Genomic DNA, 18,837 nt, shown 5'->3' with positions numbered 1-18,837 from the left:
AACATTAACGTGTATTTCAATGCAAATTAGACATGAAGTTTTGGCAATTATAATGCACATATTAGGCACTTCGCTGAAAGAAAATTCATGTGCAGTTTCGCCACATTGCACTATGTTCATTACACTTAAATATCGTTCAGTAATTAATAACGTTGAAAATCTTCTTAGGTTGTAGATGGGGTTTAGTCAAAGTAACCTTCAAATTAACAACAAGAGAGGCATGAGTCATTTAACACTCCGATTCAGTACAAAACGTAAATAATATGTCACAACAAGGCATCAACTAATTCGCCCAGAAGGTATGAAGACGCTTGAAATATCAGCGTTAACCAGCTAGTCTAACTGGGTGGTCAGACCTCTTATAAGGAAGAACAACATGACACTTATATTTGTTCTCGCGTTGTTAGCCTTGCTCAGCGCAGCAAGCTATCATCGCGCAAGCTGGAATACCGCTCTAGGTATTGCAGCAGTTACAATGCTAGTTGGCACCTTTGCTGGTGCATTTGGCATTATTTCTTGGTTAATTTTCTTAGCGATTGTTATTCCGCTTTCAGTAACGAACCTGCGTCAGCAGTACATCGTGGCTCCAGCATTTAAAGCGTTCAAAAAAGTTACGCCGACAATGTCAGAAACCGAAAAGTCAGCGATTGATGCAGGTACAACTTGGTGGGAAGCCGATCTATTTTGTGGTAACCCAAACTGGGATAAACTTCATCAGTTTCCAAAGCCACGCTTGAGCGTTGAAGAGCAAGCGTTTTTGGATGGTCCGGTGGAAGAAGTGTGTGCCATGCTTAACGACTGGGAAGCAACACACGAGCTGACTGACTTACCGCAAGACGTGTGGCAATACTTAAAAGACAACAAGTTCTTTGCGATGATCATCAAAAAGCAATACGGCGGTCTAGAGTTTTCAGCTTACGCGCAATCTTGTGTACTACAAAAGCTTACCAGTAAATCAACTTTACTTTCGTCTATTGTGGGCGTACCTAACTCGTTAGGCCCAGGTGAACTACTTCAGCACTACGGTACTGACGAGCAAAAAGAACACTACTTACCTCGCCTCGCCGTGGGTGATGAAATCCCTTGTTTTGCATTAACGTCACCAGAAGCGGGCTCTGATGCTTCATCGATCCCTGATTTTGGTGTGGTATGTAAAGGCGAATGGGAAGGTGAAGAAGTATTAGGTATTAGCCTAACGTGGAACAAACGTTATATCACTTTAGCACCTGTTGCGACTGTACTTGGTCTGGCGTTTAAGATGCGCGACCCGGACGGTCTATTAGGTGATAAAGAAGAGCTAGGTATTACTTGTGCGCTTATTCCTACAAACACGCCTGGCGTAAAAATTGGCCGCCGTCATTTCCCACTGAATGTGCCATTCCAAAATGGCCCTACCCAAGGCGAAAACGTGTTTGTACCACTCGACTTCATTATCGGTGGCGCGAAAATGGCAGGACAAGGCTGGCGCATGCTGGTTGAGTGTTTGTCGGTTGGTCGTGTTATTACGCTACCTTCAAACTCTGCTGGTGGTATTAAATCCCTTGCAGTTGCAAGTGGCGCATACAGTCGCATTCGTCGCCAGTTCAAACTTCCTATCGGTAAGATGGAAGGGATTGAAGAGGCACTAGCGAAACTTGGTGGCTATGCGTATAGTTCTGATGCTGCGGTGACTATGTCAACTGGCGCGGTAGATTTAGGTGAAAAGCCTTCGGTTGTTTCTGCCATTTTGAAGTACCACTTAACCGAACAAATGCGTGCTTCAACCATCCATGCCATGGATATTCATGGTGGTAAAGGGATTTGCCTAGGTCCAAACAACTACGTTGGCCGTGGTTACCAAGGTGCACCAATTGCAATTACGGTAGAAGGTGCAAACATCCTAACCCGTAACATGATCATCTATGGTCAAGGCGCTATTCGTTGTCATCCATTTGTACTAGCAGAACTTGAGGCTTGCTCTATCAAAGATAAACAAGAAGCGCTTGATAGCTTCGATAAATCCTTGATGGGTCACATCGGTTTCACTATGTCGAACTTGGTAAGAACTAAGTGGTTAGCCCTAACCGGTGCACGTTTCACCAAAGTACCATTTAACGATGAAACTGCGGTTTATTATCGTAATGCCGCTCGTTACAGTGCATCATTGGCATTAATGTCTGATATTTGTATGGCTGTATTTGGTGGCTCACTTAAGCGTAAAGAGCGTATTTCTGCACGTTTAGGCGACTTATTAAGCTACCTTTATCTGGTTTCTGCAACGCTTAAGCGCTATAACGATGAAGGTCGTCGTAAAGAAGACCTTCCGTTTGTGCAATGGTCTTGTCAAGAGCACCTGTACCTTTGTCAACGTGCCCTTGCTGACTTAATCAACAACATGCCTTCTGCTGCATTACGTGGCCTGTTGAAAGTGGTTCTGTTCCCATTTGGTCGTCCGGTTCGTAAACCAACTGACAAAATGGAGCACAAGCTTGCTCAGCTACTTCAAGTACCTAGCGAAACGCGTGATCGCCTTGCAACACACATCTACTTAAAAGATGAGCCTCTGTGCTTGCTTGGTAAGCAAGAGCAAACGCTAAAAGACATTCTTGCCGTAGAGCCGTTATTTGAAAAGGTATGCCGTGGTACTGGTAAAAAGTTACCGTTTATGCAACTTGATAAAGTAGCAGCAATGGGACTTGAAGCAGGTGTACTGAGCGAAGACGAAGCAGCTAAATTGACTGCCGTTGAAGCAAAACGTCTTGCCGTTATCAACGTTGATGACTTTGACCCTGAAGAGTTACTTGCCGGTAAAGCAAGAACCAAGGAATCAAGTAAAGCAGACGCAGCATAACTATTTTTGTTTAGGTAGTGTGATCCATACTACCATAGCAATTAGCGTGGATATAAAGGTCAGAATTTTCTGACCTTTTTTCTTGGCAGGTTATACCAATTTGACTTAATACTTGCTCAATTTGAAGGAATAAATCTGACGCTAACAGCGTTAAAAATTTCTTATTTAGAACAACTAAATAACAAAATTTTTGCCTGGTTATCGACAAGATTTTCTCGCCTCAAAATAGACCACTTAATTAAGAAAATTGGTACTAGAGCCGGGGGAACACAGCTCTAGTGATTTAAAATAAATATCGCACTTTAAACGTCACTAAGTCTTGCACTGGTTGCTGCCATAAATCAGCGACACTACCAAACCAGTCTCTGCGCCCGACTTGCGACTTTTCAAGTGTCGAAAAGTTTGCACCTCCTCGTTGATACACTAAAAAAATGTCTGAATATGCACCCATGCGATAACGCAGTTTTAGCTGGCTTGCTAAGCGCCTGTCGTCAAAACTGGTGTCACCATGAATTTCGCGAAGCTCGCCATTGGTAATTTGATAAATCGTCTTACTTTGCGCTTCAAGTATCGTCCACTGTAGCGAACCACTGAGTTCAAGGTTGTCGGTGATCCGACCGTTAAATTCCAACTTATTGGAAAACTCATCTCTGTCGAATTCACTCAAGCGATTTTGCCCGTTCGCCATCAGCCAGCCATCACCGCTTCTAAAGAAATTACTCAACTTAAGGTTCCAGTTGTAGTGTGGCATCCAAGTCAAATCCACGGCGTATTGCTGTGCTGAGCCTGATATTCCTTCTTGGTCAAGCTCTATACTCGCAGCCCAAGAAAAATCCCCCACATAAGGGCTTTGATAAAAGACCCGAGACTCTACACGGCTGGGCATCTCAAACACTTCTGTGCCTCGCCCTAAGTTGTCTTGTTTACCAGTAGTGTAATAATCTAGCCCGAGGTTGAGCTGACCACCATTTGCCAACAAAAACTGCGCTAAATATGCTTGTCTGGCCGCTAAACCAGTTCCTGCATTATTTTGCTCATGCCTAAGTGTGAGTGACTGCTTTAATCTGGTAAACCAGCTGTCTTTTGGGTGCATCGCGTATTCACCATAAAGCTCGCTCACCTGCCAGTCATTGCGTTTCATATAGCCGAGATCACGGTTATCAAATTCGTCATCCACAGCAAAGTAGCGCGCAGCGAACTTCGTCTGTAAAGAAAGTTGATACTCCGCGTCTAGCGATACACCTTGACCTGTAGCACTTTGCTTTTGTGTTTCTACCTCAGTTTGTAATAGCGCGCCTTTGAAAGACCAAGTATCACTACGATACTGTCCATCAAGGGCATAACTCATGGCATCGCGCTCAAGAAACGGTCGGTCTGTTTTGGTCGCAAGTACACCGGCCTGCCAATCTTGCGTGCGATAATTAGCTCTTGCTGCAAAAAACTGTTTACCAATATCGTCCGAAAAGTCCGACTCAGACACAGCAAAAGTACCAAATTGCACCGACTTTCCTTTATGTACAAATCGTAGCGCCGCATCTATGGGAGTGATTGCACGTGCACCATCATCACTTGATGCCCCTATACGACGAGTATGAATAAGCTTAGTGCTCTCAAGTGCAGCAACTTCAAAAAGGCTGATATCTTGGGTGAAAAATGGACGTTTATCGGTGCGAAGCGTTTCCACGGCCGAATAATTCACATCAACATCATCGATATCCACCTGACCAAAGTCAGGATTCACGGCAAGACTCACCTTCTGATGATGAGAAGGCTTGTAAAACAAATCAAAGCCAACATCGGACTGATGCTGGCGCTCGGAAGGCGAAGTGCTTAGAGGTGCAAATTGAACCTGATGCGCAAAGTAAGGCACAAATGCCAATTGAGAATGCGCGGGGATCTGTGCTGCGATCTTTGGCATAGTCAGGAAGAAATCGCTATTTGCTGTTGTATCCTCATGGTTTGCATAGATAAAATTACTTTTAAGTTCATACAACTGTACCGAAACCCCAATCTTTGTAAGCCCCAGCTCATCTCCTGGCTGAAACGACACGGTATGCCAAGGGATCAATAATTCCGTGGTCCAATACGTATCGTCAATATGATTGGCATAGTGCCAATCCCCATCCCAATCGTAATCCACGTTTAAGCTTGGGGTTACAACACCATCTTGCGAGCCGCCACCTAATGTCACCGAAAATTGATATGCACTACTACCGTCGCCTGAAAAGTCCACAACGACCCGATTGAAGTCAGCTTGCATAAAGCGGTCATGAATATTGAATTGTCGCTTGCGCTCGGCTTTATTCTGGAAGTTTTTAATACCAATATAAACGCCGTCGGCGGTTGCAAAGGCTTTTGCGGTAATTTTGTCATTGGCAGATGCCAAAGTTACAGGCACAACCTGAACAAATTGTTCAAAGTGCGTAGCAGAACCCCACTGCGCTTCATTCAACTTACCATCAACCACGATAGGTTCCGCAAGTACAGCGCCTGCCATCATGGGATAACTTAAACCGAGCCAAAATTTATTGCTTTTATTCATACATACTTTCCTCAGAGTTATGCCTGCTATTGCAACAAACTTTGCCGTAAAAAGTTCTTAACTTTTTCTGAAGAAAGCTGACTTAACCTTTATAAACATTGACTTAATCTTAAGAAACGCTAACGTTATGGGAACAATTGGGTTTGATTATTGAAATTGGTACTCGGCGTGCAGGCACAGGAAGTAGAGATGGTTTGTTTTGGACATTGGCAGTTTGATCTCCAGCAAGATTGCCTAACACATAGGCAAAGCCAAGAAACCGTAAAACTTGAGCCACAAATGGCAAGGTTACTCGCGCTTTTTATTGAGCATCATAACGAAGTGCTTGAGAAATATTGGCTTACCGAGCAGCTGTGGCAACACGCGGTTGTCGAACCCAATAGCCTTTATCAGCTTCTGACTAAACTGCGAAAAGTGCTCGGGGACGACCCTAAAAACCCAATTTACATCAAAACCATCCCAAAGCGGGGCTATCGCTTTATCGCGCCACTAGAAAGACATGAAATAGCGCCTCGTCATACGGCAAAACCAGTCAAAGTAATCGCCAAGTCCCGTATTTTTTCACTCAGTGCCGTCGCAATGGCAGTGTTATGCTTTGGTGCAATCGCCTTTTTTAATCAAACACCAACAGAAAAGACACCATCACGCTACGAAACCTCGAGTCTCAGTCATGAGCTTGGCCTTGAATTTGACGTTGATGCCCACCAGAGCAAAGATCTCATCGCGTATGTAAAAGATTTTACTCACCTTATTATTGCCAACAAACAAGGCTATCAATTAAATGAACACCGCTTTGATTCGCGGATCAGTTTTCCAAGTTGGAGCCCCGACTCAGACAAACTGGCTTTTTGGCAATATCAAGGTAGTGGCTGCCAACTTCATGTTATGACTGCCGCAGGGCAATTTTTTCATAGCTCGCAAATTCTTCCGTGCCAGGTTGGTACTAAACCCGTTTGGAAAAGTGACAAAGAGCTTATCTTAACGTTCGGCCAATATAATGCCAAAGCAGCACATCTTTACCGACTTGAGTCCCATCAAATGGTTAAACTGCCACTTGCTTTGGCAGCCAATGAACAGTTAAAAATGGCCCTTCGAGCGTGGCAAGACAAAACCTTTTATTTGGTTCAAGATAAACAAGGGTTAGCAAGGCTACAAGCGCTTGATGGCACGGTACATCTGAAGTGGTCAGCCCCAGTCACTTCCGTTGCTTTTGATGTTTATCATCAAGCTGTAATTGCGAGTCAATATGGCAGCCTATCACGACACTTTAGAGACGGTGACAGTCAAGCCATCAAAGAAACGGAAATTGGCTTATACACGAGCTTCTCAAGCGATAATCGCGGCGATATATTCGCGGCATTGGAGAGCTTTCAAGTTAATATCAAAGACCGAGACGATCTCCCCTTATTTTCAAGCTCAAGCATCGATTATTTACCACTGACCAACAGCTTGGGAGAAACGGCATTTATGTCGAGGCGCAGCGGCGTATGCGAGGTGTATCTATATCGCGATGATAAAATCAGTCAGCTTTCCTTTCATCAGGGGCATGAATACGTTGGTTTTTTAGTATGGAGTCCAGAGCTGAGCTATTTGGCCTCAAACCGTGATAACGATTTAGTGATATACGACCGAAAACGCCCACTCACCCAGTTCAATTCACAGCTGAGTCAGCCCGTCAAAAGCATGGGCTGGATAGATGAGCAAACACTATGGGCTTATGACGGCGAAACATTAAACCAATACAGCTTATCTGGGGCGCTTATCAGCAGCCATGACAGCACAGCTGACTTTGTCTTTTATCACCCCGAAAGACAAACTTGGTTTGTACTACAACAAAACCTATTGCTGGAGTACGAGACGCTCTTCGAAAGCGACTCAGAAGCGTTAAATAAATATGCGCTAAGTCAAAAGCAAACCAATCAATTTAGTAACTTAAGAATTCGCGGCAACGACATCTATTGGCAATCCGCCTGGTCAAAAGAGGACTACATTTGGCAACTCACCTTGATGCCAGAGCAAAACCCTACGCTTAAAAAAGTCGGCCACTTGATTTGGCACTACGATATCGACGCGCTTGGGGATTTACTCATAGCAAAAATGGAAAGTGTAGAAGGCGATATCAAGAAACTGACTCGCCTACCAGAAGCTGCTAACTAATGATGCTCATTACAAAAGCACATACGCGGTATAGCTCAGCACTAAGGTGCTGAGCCAAGTCATAGCTAAATGCTGTGGACTTTTTAATGCACTTAACACTAAAAGTGGTAGAAAGACATAGGGTAATAGACTCACTACACTCAGTCCTAATAACATATAGACAGGCACTGAAAAACAGACGGCAGCCGTCAGCACAATAATCCAGATACTCTGCTTTGCCGATTGCAGCTTATCTATACTCAACCAATATGCAGTACGGTCGTAGACTTCAGGTTTGAGATCAATGGCAAGGCTCGACCACCATAATAGATTTAACGTCACCAGACCTGGAACGTAATTTGCCATCAGATCGGGGCGCTCTGCGCTTAAGATCGCGCCAAACCATAGCACCAACACACTCATCACAATGCGCCAAAGCAACACAAAATAGTGGTTGTAAGCAAAGCTCAGCCAAAATGTCGTCAACCCTTTAACCATTACCGATAGTGTCACTTTACGCAGTAGCAAAGCAGCACAGCCAAGCACTATTAGGTTTACAGCAACCAAATACCAAGTAATTTCGACAACAGCAAAACTGATAATAGCTGTCATCAATAACCCCATACTGGTCCCCAAAGGTCGATAAATGAAACAAAGGGCAATGAAGAATTGCGTCACCGCAAAAAACAGTAAGTGCCACGCTTGTGTGATTTTCTCAATTCCAATCGAGTAGCAGAGAATTAGCGTCATCAATAATAAGGGATGAACAACCAGTACGGACAACCCATCCGCCACTTTTTGATGGATTGCACGATGCAGGATCGTGTGGTGGTAACTTCTGTGCGCTTTGTCCAAAACCGCATCTCGAAACACAAATAGAATAAAGCTTTGCGCCGCAAGTAATCCCCATGCAATTTGTACCTGTGCAATGGGATTATCACTTTCTACAATTTTACCTATACCCATAAATAGTATTGCGATAAAACCTAACAGATAAACTTGAAACAAGGCAGCTATCATCAAGCCAAATTGCTGAAGTTGCTGGCCTATGGCTTGCAGCGATAGGGAAAGTGATGCCTTTCTGTAACGATAGTAATAAAGCATATTAACTACCTTGCTTTGGTGCTAAGGGAACAGAGTGAAATCCAACTTGTAAAAAAGGTTCAGGCTCATGACTTGTCATCAGCACCATGCCAGCGTAGTTTTGCGCGAGCTCAACGATATATTCGCAGCCTGCCGCGTCCAAAGCTGCAGTAGGCTCATCGAGCAATAAATAAGGGGTATTACGCATCAAGGCATTAATAAGCTGAAGCTTCTTTTTGTTACCAGAGGAGAGATCCGCGTAACGCGTCATTAAGAAGGTTTCAAACTGAAAGTCGTTTACAAGCTGCGAAGGAAAATCACATTGCCATGCGGTTGATGTGAGAGTTAATAACTCTTTTGCACGCAAAAAAGCAGGAAATGGAATATTGTCTGACGCAAGTGCAACAAGTGTTTGGCGTTTATCGATTTTCTTGTCTTGTAATAGAATGTCGCCATTGAAGGCATCATCAAGCCCAGCAATCATACTCAGTAAGGTGGTTTTCCCTACGCCATTCGGCGCCGCTAAACAAACTCTATTATGCTCAAACTGTTGTGAATAATTGTCAAACAGTACCTCTTTGGAGAAGCTTTTACTTAGAGATTTTATCGTTATCATCTTGCTCTACACTATAAATCCAAATAGGGATTTATATTTATGTTTAAAAATGTAGTTGTCATAAAACTTAACTTATTACAAAAGCCAATATTTATCACCTAGTTAGAAAGTAAAATGGCGTAAATTACGTACCTTATTTTGTAACAAAGCCTTACACACTACATTTTTTAACATCTTATAAACATCATTAAGTAACCTTTCATTTTTCCATCCTATACTCTTGCTCCGAAATCGCTTGAATAACGACCTATGTTCAAAATATTGATAAAGGAGATCAACTATGAACTTTCGTATCCTAACTGCAGCCACCCTATCCCTATTAGCGGTTGCATGTTCGTCTGAAGATGTCGAGACCGCTAACTTCGGTTCTGACATCTATAAAAACCAATATAACTTGGTTAATGCCACCGATTATGAAATTGCATTTCACCTTGCTAACACTGAGCTAGACGGTGATGAACGAAATGTCGCTGACGATAAATATCGCGTCAAAGTACTAGCTTCCGGTTCAGAACCCGTACGCATAACACACGAACATAACACCAACCGTGAAATCAGTTTTTATGCTGAGTCAGTCAACAAGCTTGGCATGGTAGAACAAGAAAAAATTAAGGTAAGTAATGACCGAGATTATCACTTTGTTGTAATGCAAGATAGCAACGATACCTTAGATATAAAGGTGGTTAGAAAGTCTAAAGATGATCACGATAATAAATTTACCGTACGAGTATTAGCTTCCAAAACAATGACATTAAATATTAACGGTTCAGACGTTGAATTTGATAAAGGAGAAGTCAGTAGCTGGTATCAAGTGGATGACTGTAATCAAGATATTATGATGGGTGATGAGGTTATAAGTCTTTGCAATGCATCACTAGACCGCTCTTACTTACTCGTCGTCGGTGAAACTGGATTAATGAGCACCGTTTTAGAATACTAATTAATCATCGCTTTTGAGGCTGCCGATATTCCGGCAACCTCAACGGTTAGCCGTCTAGATTTATATTTATAACGCATTTTTTATTCACAAAAAATTCAACTTTCTGCCGAAATAAGTCAATTCTATTCATTTTCAGATCCGACCATACAAAATAGTGACATTTGTCATAAGTCAGTTTTATTAAACTTTCCACGCGCAATAAAAATAGAGTTTTAGCTTTAAAAATCAATTAATTCTTTATATCTCATAGAGATAAAAAATAGCTATTAACAACTCCATATTGCAATCATTTTATAACATTTCAATTATGTTAACGTTAGATTTAATTAACATTAAAATGTCAAATTTTTCGTGTTGACACCCTGAAAACTCGGGCTTAACCTAGCCGCCGTTCTTAAAACACAACAATCAAAAAATCACATTTAATATTTTTTATTTACAAATAAAATAATCTTGTAACAAAGATAGCGACAATAGTATCGCGACAAAGCCGACCAAGTTAACGGATTGGCACACACGGGACGTTGGTTAAGTAGTACTCGCCTCTAACAAGTATGATTGGGTTTTCTAAACAGTTTCCCGTCATACAAAAATATAAGCATTGTGAAAATCACAATCGGATTCATTATTTTAGTCAGAGTAGGAAAGTCATGAACCAGTACAACACAGAAAAGGAAGCAATTCAGGTCGAGAAAAAGCTCGGTAGTATTGTTTTCATCTCGCAAGATCAATCACTTTCTCTGGAGTCAGTGCAAGATTACGCAGCTCAGCCCTTATCCAAAGTAAAATTGGACGAGTTGGCACTAAAAGCTAGAATCGAGCAAAACCGTCAATACCTGGACAATAAATTAGCAAATCAAGAAGATATATACGGCGTGACGACTGGTTTTGGTAACTCAGCAAGTAACCGTATTTCGACTTCTCTCTCTGAAGAATTACAACAAAACCTCATTGCTTATCATGGCTGTGGCGTTGGTGATTACCTTTCAGAGTCTGATTGTGCCGCGACTTTATTGATCCGCATGAACTGTAATGCCAAAGGCTTTTCAGGCGTTAGTTGGGAATTGCTGGCGCAGATGGAAACCTTCCTAAACAACCGCATCATCCCGGCTATCCCTTCTATGGGTTCAGTAGGTGCGAGTGGCGACTTAACACCACTTTCTTATGTCGGTGCCGCACTTGGTGGTAAGCGTAAGGTGTACTATCAAGGACAACTGCGTGAAACCGCTGAAGTATTAGAAGAGCTAAACATTGCGCCATACAAGCTAAAGCCGAAAGAAGGTTTAGCTATCATGAATGGTACTTCGGTTATGTCTGCCATCGCCACGAATGCGCTAAAAGACATCCGCCGCGGCATTGATTTAAGCTGCAAACTGATCGCGCTTTATGTCGAACTTATCGAAGGTCGTGCATCGCCATTCCATAAACGCGTACACGAACTTAAACCACACCGCGGACAGCAGATCTGCGCAGAGAAAATTCTAGAGCGCTTAACTAACGTCGATCAGCGTTTAGGTCGCAGAAACCGCACCGATGACAACATTGAGTTTGGCAAGCAAGAAACGTTCAGGTTGCAAGATAGCTATTCAATTCGCTGCTCTCCGCAGGTGTTAGGTCCATTAATTGATGCTGAGATGTGGGCATCACAGATCCTAACGACTGAAATCAACTCAGTGAACGATAACCCACTATTTGATGATGAGAACGACCTTATCCTCAACGCGGGTCACTTCTACGGTGGTCACGTTGCAGCGGTGTGCGACACCCTCAAGCCACTCGTTGCAAACATGGGCGCGTTACTAGAGCGTGAATTAGGCATTTTGGTTGATGATCGCCTTAACGGTGGAATTTCTAACAACTTGGTTGCGCGTGAAGATCTTGGCGACAAAGCTTGGGTACACCACGGTTTCAAAGCAATGCAAATTACCTCTTCTTCTCTTGTTGCGGAAGCACTTAAAAATGCAGGCCCTATGTCAGTATTTTCACGCACAACAGAAGCACTAAACCAAGACATCGTCAGCATGGGCACCATCGCCGCACGTGACCTTCGTCGTATAACAGATCTTATCAAGCCAGTTATTGCTATTCAGGCAATGGCGATCCGCCAGGCATTTTATGTTGATGGGAAAGATGCAAAAGCAGAGAAACTTAACGCACTTTCTCGCGAGTTTTTCGACGAAATTAGCAGCAACTTCCAACCAGTCATTGAAGATAGGCCGATGGATGTCGAAATCAACAATATGGTTAACGCCCTATTTAATGAGCAGTAACCCTCTCTAAGTCATTTTTGAGATGACAATAACGCTATAGCTGGCAGCTTCACTGTAGCCAGCTAGGGCTTGTTGTTGCTCAAAAACCGCTAATGAGACGTAAACTACACACCAGAGAAACTAAAAAGGATATAAAAATGAGTAGCTTAGAATCAATAACACAATTTATTAAACAAGACATCATTGTCGACAATTTAGAAGTGGTAGATAGCATTGATGAAATCGAAGATGATGCTCAACTTATCGGTGACGGTCTAGATCTAGACAGCATCGAGGTGCTTGATCTTGTGGTATCTATCGAGAAAAAATACAACCTTAAGTTCAAAGATTACCCAGAACAAACCATTCAAGAAAAAATGAAAAACGTCAGTACCTTAGCTAGCTTTGTTCACGAACAAGTTGAAGCACAAACAACAGCTGAAGCTTGTTGATCTGACCGTAACCATTTTCGCTTGGAAGGACACCATGCAAACATACAGTGCCATTCGTTCAACACTCATGCAACTGATTGAAGCTGAGTTAGAAGTAGATAAAGAACAACTAGACGTACTAAGTGACGACGCCAATTTAATTGAGGCGCCACTGTTTCTCGACTCGGTCGACCTTATGCAGTTATCTGCTGCATGTAAAAAAGCGTTCCAATTAAAAGACTTGGGCGAATTGAGCACTGTAACTTTGGCGACACTAACACGCCAAATAGCGTTAAACTTAACGCAACAAAAACAAGCAACACCCTTGGAGACTTGGGCAGATCAAGTCACCTCTCTCAAAGAGACCGATTTACTAGCACTGATACAGCGTAGTCTAGAGTGTGAGATCAACGGTCAGGCTCGCCTTATCAAAGACAGCACGCCCTGCGATATCATTGTGAGCACTATGGTGTTATTAGCGCACAATATCACTCCGGTACTAAGTGCGAATGCGGCCGCGAACGTCAATGCGTTTAGCTGGCGAGAACTCACGCTTGCCAATCAAGAGGTAGAAGTTCCGTTTCATTCCATGACGGCATTTTTACAACAGCATAGCGATAAGACAATTGGCTTTGAAACGTCAGGCAGCACAGGCAAGCCACAAACTTGGCATAAATCCATCGCCTCACTCCATGCAGAAGCCGTCACCTTTGCTGACACTTTCTCGTTTGACGCAGTAGATTATTTCTGTGCTTGCGTTGATATCCGCCACATGTTCGGCTTTATTTGGGCATTTATGCTCCCTCTGCAGCTTGGCAAACCGGTGTGTTATGAACTCGGTTCAACACCGGATTTACAACCTGTAAAAGACAAACAGGTAGGTGTGATCTTAACGCCAACTATGTTTGACTTTGTGGCCGATCAGTTAAATCAAAACCACTGTTACTTAATAAGCTCAGGTGCACCATTCAAAGGTGAGAAAGAGCAAAAACTTGCCGACCTTATTTCTTACCTATCACTTTCAATACAAGCTTTTGAGGTACTAGGAAGCACTGAGACCGGCGGTATCGGCTATCGTCCATTAGGCAACAACGAAACGCACTTTACTAAGTTCACTGCGGTCGACATTTATCAAAATGGCGAGCACAAAACCATGTTGAGGTCACCGTTTTTAGTGGCTAATTGTGATGAGTTTGAGCTCAAAGATAAGCTGATTTTCAGCAATGAAAACCAATTCACACACGGTGGGCGCGCAGACCAAATATTTAAATATGCAGGTAAACGCTACTCCCTACAAAGTATAGAAAAAATCCTCCAAGAACGCTTTGTGGGACTTCGCCATCGCGTGTTTTTTATCGAGGACAATAACAATAATAAAGGGGGCGAGCTGGTCGCCTTTGTCGAAGGACTATCTTGCATCCCTACACTTCAGGACATCAGAAGTTGGTTTAAAGATTTACCCACGCCGCAGGTTCATTTTTTGGCGCAATTTCCAGAAAACGAGCTCGGCAAAATCACCCTCTCGGCACTACAGGAATGCGTACATGAATAATAAACAACAAACTTTCATTACTGGTTATGGTGTGCTCTGTGCAGCGGGCGAAAATCGCCAAACGCTGCTAACTAGCATCAAGGAAAACCGCACTGGTATTGACCGCATTAATCGTTTCGACACACAGGGACTAACACACAATGTTGGGGCGCTCGCTATCAATTACGAGAATCACAGCGCAGAACATTTTGATATGGATCTGGCGAGCCAATACGCTATCCATGCCGTTACAGAAGCACTTGAGCATGCAAATTTAGCCTTAACTCAGATGGACAGTACCCGTGTGGCATTTATTCTCGGTAATGCAAACTGCGGTATGTTTTCATTGATGGAGAGCCTTAAAGGTCAGCATCAACTGGGGTTTAAGTTTTATCCACCACATCAAATTGCAACCGATGTCAGCCGCCACTTCGGTATTCAGGGCCCTGTAATGACTTTCACCTCGGCCTGTACCGCAAGTAGCAGTGCCATTGCTTTTGCTAAACAACTCATCGAAAACGGCCAAGCAGATGTCGTCATTGCTGGCGGTGCGGATGCCCTGAGCGAGCTGGTTTACGGCGGTTTTCAGTCGGTACAGTCCTTGAGTCCTGAGCCTTGTGCTCCGTACAGCGAAAAAATGGGATTAAGTTTAGGTGAAGGCGCAGGTTTTTTAGTCTTTGAATCGCAAACACATGCCAATCAGCGTAACGCAACGCTGCGATATCAATTGCTCGCGACAGGGTCGAGCTTAGATGCTCACCACGCTACAGCGCCTAACCCCGAGGGCGATGGTGTACGCCGCGCTTTTACGCAGACATTGTCCTATGCGCCCGTTGCAGCAAGTGATATTGAATATATCAACAGCCACGGGACTGGTACGCCAGCAAATGATGGCGCAGAGCTAAAAGGGATCCAATCTGCCATTGGTGAACAGGCCATGCGCGACGTCTCGGTTTCAAGTAGTAAATCTTACTTTGGTCATACCCTTGGTGCCGCTGGTGCCGTAGAACTTATTTCAACTTTGGTCAGCCAGGATGAAGGACTTCTACCAGCAACACTGGGGGTCGACTCAATAAGGTCGTGTTGCCATGCGTATCAATTAGTGACCAATCAGGCCAGACCTCAGGTTGTTGATGTTTTTGCGGTGACTAACTCAGCATTTGGTGGCCACAACACCAGCATGCTACTCAGTAAACATCAGAAAACGTCGATTAACACGGCGTCAAAACCGGTGTATCTACTTGCTGCCACCAGCCTGTCTGATACTGAAGTATACAATGCTCGACAAAATAGCACCGACCACTTTGCTGAATTTAACTTAAAACAGCAGTTTCCCGCACTTTTTCAGCGCCGTACACCGTGTGTTGCACAATTTGCCTTAGGTGCCTGCCAATTTACCTTACAAGACAGCGATCTCGATCTAGCTCAATTACCACTGCCAGAATTCGCAGCCTACTATGCTAATCCCATTGGCTCGCTGGAAACCTTAGATAAAAACCTCGCATCATTTCAAGATGGCATTGCAGAGCTAAAAAGTACGCACTTCCCCAATACCGTCGTCAATGCCACATTAGGGCAACTGGCACTTGGCTTTGGCTTTAAAAACTCGGCCACTTGTGTGAGTGATTTAGGCAATGACTTTTTACATGCGCTTTGGAGTGCAACTCTTGATATGCGTGAAGGTCGAAGTCGATATGCGATGGTATGTAGCTCGCAAGACGATACTGCACTCTCGCAGCAGGTCTGGGCTGCACATCAATTCCAAGCAGATATCGGTCATTTTTCCAGCGCGGCGCTCTTGGCAACCAGCGAGGTGTTACCGGCAGGCTACCAACCTCTCGCAGAACTCATTGATTTTATTCAAATCAATGATGCGCAGGAACATCAAGCACTAGACAGATTATTGGCAAGCAAAGCTAGAAAGCTAAGCCAAGTAGGCAATGTCGTGTTAAGTACTCATCACGACGAAGCGTTTGCCACCATTGCAGCAAGCTTGGACAGCCATTTACCACAAGCTCAACTTATAAAATATCAGCCACAAACCACGCCTCTACACAGTACAGAATTAGCAGTGCGTGCGCTAATGCATGCACTCAACACCCCAGTTGGTGATACCGAGTTAGATCAAACCCTACTCCTAAGCGTTAATCTCGCGGGAAGTATGACGGGATGTATTTTACGAACAGTAAGGAAATAAGATGACGACCGTGATCGAAGTGAAGAACTTAAGGAAGGTCTACAAAAGAACACGAAAAGTTGCCGTCGATGACGTCTCTTTTAGCGTTAGCGAAGGCGAATGTTTTGGACTCCTTGGGCCCAATGGCGCCGGAAAAACCACGACGTTGGAAATACTTCAGGGCTTGCGTAGTGCAACGTCAGGTGAAGTGACGTTATTCGGTCTTAATTGGAAGCAACACGAAAGCAAACTTCGCAGCCTTATGGGTGGCGTGATGCAACACAATAACCTCTACGAAAAACTCAAAGTAAAAGAGTGCGTCGAGCTATTTGCCAGCTTTTACCCAAGCTACACGCCAATTGATACGCTGCTTGAGCGCTTCAATTTAAGCGAGAAAAAGGGCGCTTGGCTAAGCGAACTCAGTGGTGGACAAAAGCAACGCGTATTTTTGGCGATGGCAGTGGTTGGCCAGCCCAAGTTGGTGTTTTTAGATGAGCCAACTACGGGACTTGACCCCACGAGTCGCCAAGAGTTTTGGCACATCATTAAAGACCTCAAAGAAGCCGGTACCTGTGTGATGTTAACGACGCACTACATGGATGAGGCTGAGTTCTTATGCGACAACTTAGCCATCATTAATTCAGGTCAAATCATAGAGTCAGGCGCGCCAAGCGACATTATTAATCGCACCTTTGAGACTCCAGTGATTAAAGAACCCAGAAAAGCCACACTCAACGACGTATTTTTGAAACTCACAGGTTCCACGATGGAGAGGGAAAGTTATGCCTGAGTTAAGTCAAACTAAGTTATATCCATTTTGGCAATTAATGATGGTCAATATTCGACCTTTTTTCCGTGATAAAGCGGTATTGCTATGGACATTCGGTTTACCTATTTTCATCGCCCTATTGTTGATCCAAGCCTTCTCTGGTGGACCAAAAATGTCTCCTATGAATGTGGTGGTGATGCATGGCGAGCAAATTGAACAGAAATGGCTTAAAGCGATGGAGGAAGATCCACTCGTTACCGTTACCCGCCTCTCACAAACCGATTCAATTGTGCTGGAAGACAGCTTTGCTTCTGCTCAGCTGGCGGAAGTGATCAGTTCACCAGGCTCAGTGCTGCGTAAACTGCAAAATGAGGTGAGCCCTGAAGTTTACCTTGCCCCCAACGCTATGTTTTCTACTCATAACTCCGATGAGTCGTTAATGGCACGTAACTATCTATTGCGTCTTAAAGCGCAAGCTAACGGCGAAGAGATGCGAAGCAATGTCATTAGCGTCAAAGGTTATCGTTACACTGACTGGTTGATCCCGGGGATCATCGTGTTACAAGTTCTTGGTTTAGCACTGGTGTCGATTGCCAACAGTTTAGTGTCGGACAGACAAAACGGCTTTTTTAAACGTCTACGCCTTTCTCCTTTCAAACGCCGTGATTACATCATTGGGATCGTGCTCGCACGCTTATTCTTACTGGTGTTCCAAATGCTGATTCTGTTCGTCGCATTTCACTTTTTATTTGGTTACACGCTGCAAGGAAACGTGCTGGATATCATTGCAGTAATGGCACTCGGTTCATTTTGTATCTGTATGCTCGGCGTGTTAGTTGGCGCCCGTAGCCAACGGGTTGAAGTCTCATCAGGGATAGCTAACTTACTTTACTTTCCGTTGATGTTCTTATCGGGCATTTATTTCGACACGGCTAACTTTCCCACTCTATTGCGAGAAATAGTTTCGTTACTGCCAACCACTGCGTTTTTGGATGCACTGCGCTTAGTCGCAAACCAAGGCGTTGAGCTGGCTGCGGTAAGTCGTCAATTGATTATTTTAGGCGTCACCAGCGTGGTGTTCTTCCTCATCGTTTACTTCTGCTTTGACTGGGGAGATGAAAAATCATGATTACCGATAACTTGCCGCATAAGGCACCATTTAAGTTTGCAGACAAGATAATCGAACACTCTCCAGGAGAGATGATTGTTGGATTGAAGTTCGTCTCGCATAACGAGCCAGGCCTGCAAGGACATTTTCCGGATGAGCCTATTTTCCCTGGTGTGTTAATCATTGAGACCATGGCGCAGATCAGCGGCTTGTGCTGCAACAACACGCACAAAGGGGGCATGCTGTCTTCCATAGAAAAAGCCAAATTTAGTCGCCCTGTTCGCCCCGGCGAAATCATTAAAGTAACGGCAAAACTAGAAACTGAATTTGGTGCGATGGCGCGCTTTAAAGCACAAGCACACGTTGAAGATGAGTTGGTTGCAAAAGCCGAACTCACGATTGTTTACACTGATTAAGGAACTTGGT

13 protein-coding genes are annotated in these 18,837 nt (G+C 43.9%); 10 read left to right on the top strand and 3 right to left on the bottom strand.

Annotated features, from left to right (window positions below):
• The first annotated feature begins 376 nt into the window (after positions 1 to 376).
• Positions 377 to 2,830 (top strand): acyl-CoA dehydrogenase FadE, encoded by a 2,454-nt coding sequence (gene fadE / locus BB427_RS01395; protein WP_039496080.1) that lies wholly within the window; start codon positions 377 to 379, stop codon positions 2,828 to 2,830.
• A gap of 283 nt (positions 2,831 to 3,113) precedes the next feature.
• On the opposite strand, the gene BB427_RS01390 is transcribed toward fadE, so the two are convergent.
• Positions 3,114 to 5,372: a DUF5916 domain-containing protein gene (locus BB427_RS01390; RefSeq protein WP_069018719.1), complete on the bottom strand. Its 2,259-nt coding sequence runs from the start codon at positions 5,370 to 5,372 to the stop codon at positions 3,114 to 3,116.
• A gap of 150 nt (positions 5,373 to 5,522) precedes the next feature.
• On the opposite strand from BB427_RS01390, the gene BB427_RS01385 reads away from it, so the two are divergent.
• Positions 5,523 to 7,529: a winged helix-turn-helix domain-containing protein gene (locus BB427_RS01385; protein ID WP_254663560.1), complete on the top strand. Its 2,007-nt coding sequence runs from the start codon at positions 5,523 to 5,525 to the stop codon at positions 7,527 to 7,529.
• 9 nt (positions 7,530 to 7,538) lie between these two features.
• Here the strand turns inward: BB427_RS01385 and BB427_RS01380 are convergent, their stop codons facing one another.
• Entirely contained in the window at positions 7,539 to 8,612 is a 1,074-nt protein-coding gene (locus BB427_RS01380; RefSeq protein WP_069018717.1) for a DUF6136 family protein, read from the bottom strand.
• Between the two features lies 1 nt (position 8,613).
• Positions 8,614 to 9,207, bottom strand: a complete 594-nt coding sequence (locus tag BB427_RS01375; protein ID WP_069018716.1) for an ABC transporter ATP-binding protein — start codon at positions 9,205 to 9,207, stop codon at positions 8,614 to 8,616.
• A 280-nt stretch (positions 9,208 to 9,487) separates the two neighbouring features.
• On the opposite strand from BB427_RS01375, the gene BB427_RS01370 reads away from it, so the two are divergent.
• The 8 genes from BB427_RS01370 to fabZ all read left to right on the top strand — a co-directional run bounded on the left by BB427_RS01370 (position 9,488) and on the right by fabZ (position 18,827).
• Complete coding sequence (locus tag BB427_RS01370) at positions 9,488 to 10,147, top strand: hypothetical protein (protein ID WP_010606260.1); 660 nt, start codon at positions 9,488 to 9,490, stop codon at positions 10,145 to 10,147.
• Positions 10,148 to 10,797: 650 nt separating this feature from the next.
• Positions 10,798 to 12,417 carry an HAL/PAL/TAL family ammonia-lyase gene (locus tag BB427_RS01365; protein WP_010606259.1) on the top strand — a complete coding sequence of 540 codons (1,620 nt, stop codon included), beginning with the start codon at positions 10,798 to 10,800 and terminating at the stop codon, positions 12,415 to 12,417.
• A gap of 137 nt (positions 12,418 to 12,554) precedes the next feature.
• Positions 12,555 to 12,848, top strand: a complete 294-nt coding sequence (locus BB427_RS01360) for a phosphopantetheine-binding protein (RefSeq protein ID WP_010369398.1) — start codon at positions 12,555 to 12,557, stop codon at positions 12,846 to 12,848.
• Between the two features lie 34 nt (positions 12,849 to 12,882).
• A complete protein-coding gene (locus tag BB427_RS01355) occupies positions 12,883 to 14,379 on the top strand; it encodes an AMP-binding protein (protein ID WP_069018715.1) in 1,497 nt (498 codons plus the stop codon).
• Positions 14,372 to 16,555 carry a beta-ketoacyl-[acyl-carrier-protein] synthase family protein gene (locus BB427_RS01350; RefSeq protein ID WP_069018714.1) on the top strand — a complete coding sequence of 728 codons (2,184 nt, stop codon included), beginning with the start codon at positions 14,372 to 14,374 and terminating at the stop codon, positions 16,553 to 16,555. The genes BB427_RS01355 and BB427_RS01350 overlap by 8 nt, the downstream gene beginning before the upstream one ends.
• 1 nt (position 16,556) lies before the next feature.
• The gene (locus BB427_RS01345; RefSeq protein WP_069018713.1) at positions 16,557 to 17,324 is read left to right on the top strand and encodes an ABC transporter ATP-binding protein; all 768 of its coding nucleotides are present in this window, start codon (positions 16,557 to 16,559) and stop codon (positions 17,322 to 17,324) included.
• A complete protein-coding gene (locus BB427_RS01340) occupies positions 17,317 to 18,432 on the top strand; it encodes an ABC transporter permease (RefSeq protein WP_010369409.1) in 1,116 nt (371 codons plus the stop codon). Before BB427_RS01345 ends, BB427_RS01340 begins: the two co-directional genes overlap by 8 nt.
• The gene (gene fabZ / locus BB427_RS01335) at positions 18,429 to 18,827 is read left to right on the top strand and encodes a 3-hydroxyacyl-ACP dehydratase FabZ (protein WP_010369411.1); all 399 of its coding nucleotides are present in this window, start codon (positions 18,429 to 18,431) and stop codon (positions 18,825 to 18,827) included. Before BB427_RS01340 ends, fabZ begins: the two co-directional genes overlap by 4 nt.
• Positions 18,828 to 18,837 lie beyond the last annotated feature (10 nt).

The sequence above is a fragment of the Pseudoalteromonas sp. BMB genome (assembly GCF_001709235.1).
Lineage (GTDB): Bacteria > Pseudomonadota > Gammaproteobacteria > Enterobacterales > Alteromonadaceae > Pseudoalteromonas > Pseudoalteromonas maricaloris.
Note: the sequence above shows the minus strand (reverse complement) of the source record. Positions and strands in the feature narration are given on the sequence as shown.

Excerpts from the sequence above, each read along its gene's own strand:
- BB427_RS01380 (WP_069018717.1), bottom strand. The coding sequence starts at position 8,612 with ATGCTTTATTACTATCGTTACAGAAAGGCATCACTTTCCCTATCGCTG.
- BB427_RS01355 (WP_069018715.1), top strand. The coding sequence starts at position 12,883 with ATGCAAACATACAGTGCCATTCGTTCAACACTCATGCAACTGATTGAA.
- BB427_RS01360 (WP_010369398.1), top strand. The coding sequence starts at position 12,555 with ATGAGTAGCTTAGAATCAATAACACAATTTATTAAACAAGACATCATT.
- BB427_RS01340 (WP_010369409.1), top strand. The coding sequence starts at position 17,317 with ATGCCTGAGTTAAGTCAAACTAAGTTATATCCATTTTGGCAATTAATG.
- BB427_RS01345 (WP_069018713.1), top strand. The coding sequence starts at position 16,557 with ATGACGACCGTGATCGAAGTGAAGAACTTAAGGAAGGTCTACAAAAGA.
- BB427_RS01375 (WP_069018716.1), bottom strand. The coding sequence starts at position 9,207 with ATGATAACGATAAAATCTCTAAGTAAAAGCTTCTCCAAAGAGGTACTG.
- BB427_RS01390 (WP_069018719.1), bottom strand. The coding sequence starts at position 5,372 with ATGAATAAAAGCAATAAATTTTGGCTCGGTTTAAGTTATCCCATGATG.
- fadE (WP_039496080.1), top strand. The coding sequence starts at position 377 with ATGACACTTATATTTGTTCTCGCGTTGTTAGCCTTGCTCAGCGCAGCA.
- BB427_RS01365 (WP_010606259.1), top strand. The coding sequence starts at position 10,798 with ATGAACCAGTACAACACAGAAAAGGAAGCAATTCAGGTCGAGAAAAAG.
- BB427_RS01370 (WP_010606260.1), top strand. The coding sequence starts at position 9,488 with ATGAACTTTCGTATCCTAACTGCAGCCACCCTATCCCTATTAGCGGTT.
- BB427_RS01350 (WP_069018714.1), top strand. The coding sequence starts at position 14,372 with ATGAATAATAAACAACAAACTTTCATTACTGGTTATGGTGTGCTCTGT.
- fabZ (WP_010369411.1), top strand. The coding sequence starts at position 18,429 with ATGATTACCGATAACTTGCCGCATAAGGCACCATTTAAGTTTGCAGAC.